Annotated in this window: 9 protein-coding genes; all 9 read left to right on the top strand. The window is 39.1% G+C overall.

What is annotated here, in order from left to right:
- The first annotated feature begins 80 nt into the window (after window positions 1-80).
- The 9 genes from FFM67_RS11525 (at window position 81) to FFM67_RS11485 (ending at window position 5,947) form a co-directional block, all read left to right on the top strand.
- Entirely contained in the window at window positions 81-851 is a 771-nt protein-coding gene (locus FFM67_RS11525; RefSeq protein WP_281279110.1) for an ATPase, T2SS/T4P/T4SS family, read from the top strand.
- Complete coding sequence (gene comGB / locus FFM67_RS11520; protein WP_137614698.1) at window positions 811-1,824, top strand: competence type IV pilus assembly protein ComGB; 1,014 nt, start codon at window positions 811-813, stop codon at window positions 1,822-1,824. Before FFM67_RS11525 ends, comGB begins: the two co-directional genes overlap by 41 nt.
- Entirely contained in the window at window positions 1,821-2,105 is a 285-nt protein-coding gene (gene comGC, locus FFM67_RS11515; protein ID WP_137614697.1) for a competence type IV pilus major pilin ComGC, read from the top strand. Before comGB ends, comGC begins: the two co-directional genes overlap by 4 nt.
- Window positions 2,044-2,547, top strand: a complete 504-nt coding sequence (gene comGD / locus FFM67_RS11510) for a competence type IV pilus minor pilin ComGD (protein ID WP_246042991.1) — start codon at window positions 2,044-2,046, stop codon at window positions 2,545-2,547. The genes comGC and comGD overlap by 62 nt, the downstream gene beginning before the upstream one ends.
- Complete coding sequence (gene comGE / locus FFM67_RS11505) at window positions 2,525-2,806, top strand: competence type IV pilus minor pilin ComGE (RefSeq protein WP_371851595.1); 282 nt, start codon at window positions 2,525-2,527, stop codon at window positions 2,804-2,806. The genes comGD and comGE overlap by 23 nt, the downstream gene beginning before the upstream one ends.
- Complete coding sequence (gene comGF, locus FFM67_RS11500; protein ID WP_137614694.1) at window positions 2,793-3,215, top strand: competence type IV pilus minor pilin ComGF; 423 nt, start codon at window positions 2,793-2,795, stop codon at window positions 3,213-3,215. Before comGE ends, comGF begins: the two co-directional genes overlap by 14 nt.
- On the top strand, window positions 3,193-3,528 hold the full coding sequence (gene comGG / locus FFM67_RS11495; RefSeq protein ID WP_246042989.1) for a competence type IV pilus minor pilin ComGG: 336 nt from the start codon (window positions 3,193-3,195) through the stop codon (window positions 3,526-3,528). The genes comGF and comGG overlap by 23 nt, the downstream gene beginning before the upstream one ends.
- A 165-nt stretch (window positions 3,529-3,693) precedes the next feature.
- Window positions 3,694-4,701, top strand: coding sequence for a class I SAM-dependent methyltransferase (locus FFM67_RS11490; RefSeq protein ID WP_137614692.1), 1,008 nt, complete (start codon window positions 3,694-3,696; stop codon window positions 4,699-4,701).
- A 49-nt stretch (window positions 4,702-4,750) separates the two neighbouring features.
- Window positions 4,751-5,947, top strand: a complete 1,197-nt coding sequence (locus FFM67_RS11485; protein ID WP_137614691.1) for an acetate kinase — start codon at window positions 4,751-4,753, stop codon at window positions 5,945-5,947.
- Window positions 5,948-6,284 lie beyond the last annotated feature (337 nt).

Raw genomic sequence — 6,284 nt, 5'->3', positions numbered from 1 at the left:
TACGACGAAGCAGAAGGAATTATATGAGGCGTTAGGGGTTGCCCCTCCCTCGTTATAAATTCCGGGAATTCAGGTTACAGTTGATTAATCGGTTTAAATATTTAGGTCAAATGGATGTAAGCGAAAAACGCAAAGCTCAGTTGGGGGCGATTTCCTACCGCTTGCCTCAAGGGGAAAAACGTTTGCGTCTTTCCACGGTTGGTGATTATTTGCAGCAGGAGAGCTTAGTGATTCGTTTTTTACATCAGTTTGGTCAAAGCCCGGAAGTCTATCATCTGCCGGAACAAATCGAGGTCCTGCAAAATAGCAGCAAAAAAAGGGGGCTTTACTTATTTTGTGGTCCAGTAGGTTCAGGAAAAACAACTTTGATGTATAAGTTAGCCAGAGAGCACAAAGGACAAATAATTACTATCGAAGATCCAGTAGAAATTGAAGAGCCTGATTTTTTGCAATTACAAGTTAATGAAAAAATTCAACAAAGCTACGATGAACTAATCAAGCTGTCACTGCGCCATCATCCCGATGTTTTGATCATTGGTGAGATCCGTGATCCTAAGACAATCCAAGGTGCGATTCGAGCAGCCTTAACCGGTCATTGTGTTTATGCTACTTTGCATGCCTCCAGTTTAGAGTCTGCTGAGGCACGTGTGATTGATTTGGGAGGAGAAAAAGCCTTACTGAAGGAATGTTTGCGTGGAATCATTTATCAGGAAATTTTGCCGACAACGAATGGTGATCTGGGAGTGTTGATGGCTTATCGCTTTTATCAAGAAGAGCTACGTTTTACTTGGGAGGAAGGTTTAGAAAAGAGTGAGGAAAGAAACCAAGCTGTCACGCAAACAACGGATTGATTTTGTCCATTTATTAGGAGACTTATTAGCCAACGGCTTTAGCTTGCAACAAGCATTGGGCTTTTTTCTCAGTGCCAATCTATTTTCCCAGACAGTCGTATCAATTGTTCAACAAAACCTTTATCAAGGGAACAGCTTGGCAAGGAGTTTTGCGCAATTAAATTATGCTCCAGATCAAGTGTTGCAGATTGAATTAGCCGAGTCTCATGGTGATCTGGCCCAAACTTTTGTTGGGATTGCTCAGCAAATGAAATTGGTACAAAAGCAACGAGAAAATTTTCTCAAAGCGGTCTCCTATCCATTACTTTTATTGTTATTTTTGATCATGATTTTATTAGGCATGCGTTTTTTTCTGTTGCCGCAACTGTTAGCCAGTGGAATGATTCAAGCGGAAGATTTTTCAGTGCAGTTGATCACCCACGTGCCGATCGTCGGACTGGTGTTGCTGCTTGTTCTACTACTGCTTTTAATAGGCTGGCGGGAATGGGGGAAGCGAAATAATTATTTGCATCGGTTTCGTTATTTGGCACGGATGCCGTTAGTGGGAAAACTTTTCAGTAATTATTATTCGGCGTATTTCGCATTAGAGTGGGGCAAGCTTTTTCAACAAGGCTTGGAGCTGCATCAAATTATTGAATGTTTGCTAGTAGTCGATGGGCAGTCGCTGATGCAAGAGATGGCCGCTGAGTTGAAGATTCGTTTAGCTCAAGGCAATCCCTTGGCTGAGGAACTAAAACAATATCCCTTTTTAACAAAAGAATTCAGTCGGATCGTGTTTCAAGGGGAGGCACGAGGAAATTTAGGCAAAGAACTCTTGACCTACAGTCAATTAGTTTGGCGTCGTTTTTTCAATCAATTAGAATTTCTATGTTCTTGGCTGCAACCCCTGTTTTTTTTGATTGTTGCCCTTTTGATTGTCAGTCTGTATGTGACCATGTTGCTACCCTTAACTAATTTGGAGGGGATTCTATGAGAAAAGCATTAGCTAAAAAGTTGCCGGGTTTCACTCTATTAGAAATGCTCGTCGTTTTATTTATCATCAGTCTGCTTTTGTTGTTGTTCGTGCCAAAATTAATCAATCAAAAAGATGCCGCGCAAAAGAAAAGTGATGCGGCGATTGTCAAGGTGGTCGAAACGCAGATTCAAGTTTTTGAATTGGATCATGGCCATACGCCAACTAAAGAGGAATTGATTGGGAAAGACTATGTCGATGAAAAGCAATATGCTATTTATGAAAAAACAAAAAAGGAATGACCTGAGAGGCTTTACCTTAATTGAATTATTGATCGTTTTAATCGTCGTTATCAGTTTTGTTTTATTGCCGACACTGGCCTTGAAAAGCTGGCAGGAAGAATTAGAAAAACGTTTCTTTTATTATCAATTTGAAAAATCTGTTTTGCATGTGCAACAGATGGCGATCACAGATCATAAAGGAACACAGATTGATTTATACCAAGACCAGCAACTGATTCTCTTTTTTACTAATGATACGAAGTTAGCTTGGAGGCAATTAGAAGTCCCTGAATCGATTACCTTAGTCAGTGGAAATTCTATTCTATTTAGTGCAGGAAAGGGGAATATTTCCACGACGCAAATCGGTGTAGGAAGTATTCCAAGGGTCATTTTCACTGAGTCCAACGCGCAACGAATCATCTATCAATTTCAACTAGGAAGTGGACGCTTTGAAAGAAAATGAAGGCTATATTCTATTAGAAAGTTTGATCAGCTTGGTCATTTTAATAATCCTCGTAACCAGTTATTTAGACGTTACGACAGAGATGCGGCAGGAAAGCCAAGAAAGATTGGCTTCATTGGTTAACTATCGCGATTTATACAATGAGACGAGACGCTATCGGCTGCACGCGATCAAGCCTTCTAAAGGCCAGATCAACATTTCTTTTGAAGAGGGGCGGGCCTTTAATCAACAAGGAGGAATCTTGATTGTCAAAAAATAGCGGATTTACTTTGCTGGAATGTTTAGTTGCTCTACTAATGCTAAGTGGCGTGCTATTGCTTTTTTCCGGCTTAATTCAACATGCTCATAAAATGGAGCAGGCTCTTAGCGGCTACCATCAATTAGAATGGGAAATTTTTTTACTTCAGTTAGACAATGAAATGGAAAATGTAAATTACAAACAAAGCTCGCGCAATGAGATCGTGGGAGAGACAGAGAGTGAGGGACGCATTGTTCCGGTCGTCATACACACAGTCAATAAAAAGATAATAAAGCATCAATCTGGAGGGTATCAGCCCTTACTGACAGGAGTGAAAGAATTTGTTTGCCAAGAAAACAATCAAGGAGTCGATTTTCGCATCACCTTTACCGATGGAAAACAAAAAAGTGGGACGTGGATCTATCAATAGCCAAGGCGGGATTTTACTCTCCGTTTTATTGGCTATTTTTTTATTTAGTTTTTTACTGTTGAAATTAACGGTCAGCTATCATCAAACAGCAGATTTGGTTCAGCGGACACAACAGCTTTATGAAGCCCGAATCGCCAAAGAATTATTTTTGGCGGAGTATAAAACGTTGGACTCAGAAAAAGGGACGTGGGTCTTTAATAAGGGCGTGATCACTTATGAAAAACGTCAGGAGCAATTAGTGGTTCGGGTAAAAATGGAAAAGAAAAGTTATTATTTTTATGAAAAAAATGGAACATCAAATTCTTCGGAGTAGTATAGTTTTAGCAAACGCTTAAATGCTATAGAAAAGTTTACTAAAATTCCTTTTTTCTGAGTTAGAAAATCCCTAATAAAAATAAGAAAGCGATTGATTAATTTGAATATCTCGGCTAAAATAGAACAGGTATTGTGAGTGTTATATTAGTCTGTGAGGTGCAAGATGAACCCTGAAAAAATTGAAACGGCTTTTTCCGTGATGGAAAAGGCGATCATCACATTGCAGCAGTCACTAGGAACTTCTTTTTTTGACGCTTACATCGAAAATGCGGAGAACTTAGTCGATGATGCTAAAGTACGAGTGATCGATCAGCAACCAGATGCAGCGACCGTTGCAAAAGTTGAAGCGCTTTATCAAGAATTATTAGCGCTGGACTTAACAAAAGAGGATTGGCGCAAATTGACGCAATTGATTTTGCTGAAAGGCTCAAAAAAAGAAGCGTTGCAGCCTAATCATCAATTAACACCAGATAGTATCGGCTTTTTGTTTGTCTTTTTGATCGAACAACTGACGCTAAGCAAAGAGCAGTCACTAGAAATATTAGATATCAGCGTGGGAATGGGTAATTTATTATTGACCGCCTTAATCAATCTGCAGGCAGCAAATTACTCCGTCAAAGGGATCGGCGTAGACAATGATGAGACGTTGTTAGCAATCGCCGCTTCGGATAGTTTATTAATGGGGGAAAATCTACAGTTGTTCCACCAAGACAGTTTGCAAGATTTATTAGTCGATCCTGTTGACTATGTGATTGGGGACTTACCTGTTGGCTATTATCCAAATGATCAACACGCCGAAAAATTTGCGACCCATTCAGAAAAAGAACACAGCTATGCACATCACTTATTGATGGAGCAGGCGATGAATTACGTGAAGCCTAATGGTTTTGGTTTATTTTTAGTGCCAAGCAATTTCTTAGAGACTGAGCAAGGGTCATTGTTACAAAAATGGATGAAGGATAATGTGTTCTTACAAGGCATCATCCAATTGCCAGACGAATTGTTCCAATCAGAACACTCTCGTAAAAGTATTTTGTTGCTTCAACAAAAAGGCGAGACCGCTAAACAAGCAGAAAAAGTTTTGCTAGTTCACTTGCCATCTTTAAAAGAGCCAAGTCAAGTGACCGATTTTTTCAAAAAATTCGAAGATTGGAAGTCTTCAAATTTATAAATGCTCGTTTGTTTATGCGAGCCATCATTAACTATGAAGGAGAATTAAAATGTCAAAAACAATCGCAATCAATGCCGGTAGTTCAAGTTTAAAATGGCAGTTGTACCAAATGCCCGAAGAATCAGTTATTGCCAAAGGAATCGTTGAAAGAATCGGGATTAAGGATTCAATTTTTACTATCAAGTATGGAGAAGGCCAAAAATTTGAACAAGTTCTAGATATCAAAGACCATGAAGTAGCAGTTCAAATGTTATTAGATCAATTGATCCAATTAAAAATTATTGCTTCCTTTGATGAGATTACTGGCGTAGGTCATCGGGTCGTAGCTGGTGGCGAATACTTCAAAGATTCTGTTTTGATCGATGATGATGTTCTAGCTAAAATCGAAGAACTAAGTGAATTTGCACCACTGCACAACCCAGCCAATGCGATGGGAATCAAAGCTTTCCGTCATATTTTACCAAACGTGACAAGCGTTGCTGTTTTTGATACGTCTTTCCATGCAACGATGCCAGCAACAAATTATTTATATAGTATTCCTAAAGAATATTATGATAAATATTCAGCTCGTAAATATGGCTTCCACGGAACTAGCCATCGCTACGTTTCAGAACGTGCAGCAGAATTATTAGGTAAACCAATCGAAGAAACTAAAATTATTACTGCTCATATCGGTAATGGTGGTTCTGTTACAGCGGTTGAAGGTGGAAAATCAGTAGATACATCTATGGGCTTCACGCCTTTAGCTGGTTTGACGATGGGAACACGCTCAGGGGATATCGATGCATCATTATTGCCATATTTAATGGAAAAAGCTGGCATCAAAGACATCAATGAAATGATCGATGTTTTAAACAAAAAATCTGGTGTTTATGGTTTGACTGGTATTTCAAGTGATATGCGTGATATCGAACAAGGCGCGGACGATGGCAATGAAGATGCAATCTTAGCGTTAGATATTTACTGTGACCGTATCCGTAAGTATATTGCGCAATACATTTCAGTTATGAATGGCGTAGACGCTATCGTCTTTACCGCCGGAGTTGGTGAAAATGCTGATCCCGTGCGTCATTTGGTAATGGAAAAAATGTCTTGGTTCGGTATCGAAATCGATGAGGAAATTAATAAGAGTATCCACGGAAAAGAAGCAGAACTTTCAACTCCAAACTCACGCGTGAAAGTTTATGTTATTCCAACCGATGAAGAAGTGATGATCGCTCGTGATGTTGAGCGTTTAGGTAAATAAATTAAAAAGCCTTCGCCAAAAATTGGTGAAGGCTTTTTTTGCCAGTTTTGCTTTTTACAGTTTGCTAAGAGTTCAAGTGCCGTTTTTCAGATGTAGATAACTGATTAGACGGTCGGTATAGCGGAATTGTAAGGAGATGCCGATAAACTCTTTTTCAGTTAAAAGGGGTACCTTTCCGAGTAATAGGTTAGCGAGAATATAAATAAGGAGTAAGGGGGCTTTTTCTATTTATTGAAAAAAGTAGAAAGAAGTAATGATGGGAGACAAAAGGGTGTAAAAAGGAAATGATTACATGCAAACATGTTATTATATCGGGAAAGTAAGAAATAATTTTTCC

It is taken from the genome of Enterococcus viikkiensis (assembly GCF_005405345.1).
Lineage (GTDB): Bacteria > Bacillota > Bacilli > Lactobacillales > Enterococcaceae > Enterococcus_A > Enterococcus_A viikkiensis.
This window is presented reverse-complemented; position numbering and strand designations above follow the sequence as displayed.

Excerpts from the sequence above, each read along its gene's own strand:
- comGC (WP_137614697.1), top strand. The coding sequence starts at position 1,821 with ATGAGAAAAGCATTAGCTAAAAAGTTGCCGGGTTTCACTCTATTAGAA.
- FFM67_RS11490 (WP_137614692.1), top strand. The coding sequence starts at position 3,694 with ATGAACCCTGAAAAAATTGAAACGGCTTTTTCCGTGATGGAAAAGGCG.
- FFM67_RS11485 (WP_137614691.1), top strand. The coding sequence starts at position 4,751 with ATGTCAAAAACAATCGCAATCAATGCCGGTAGTTCAAGTTTAAAATGG.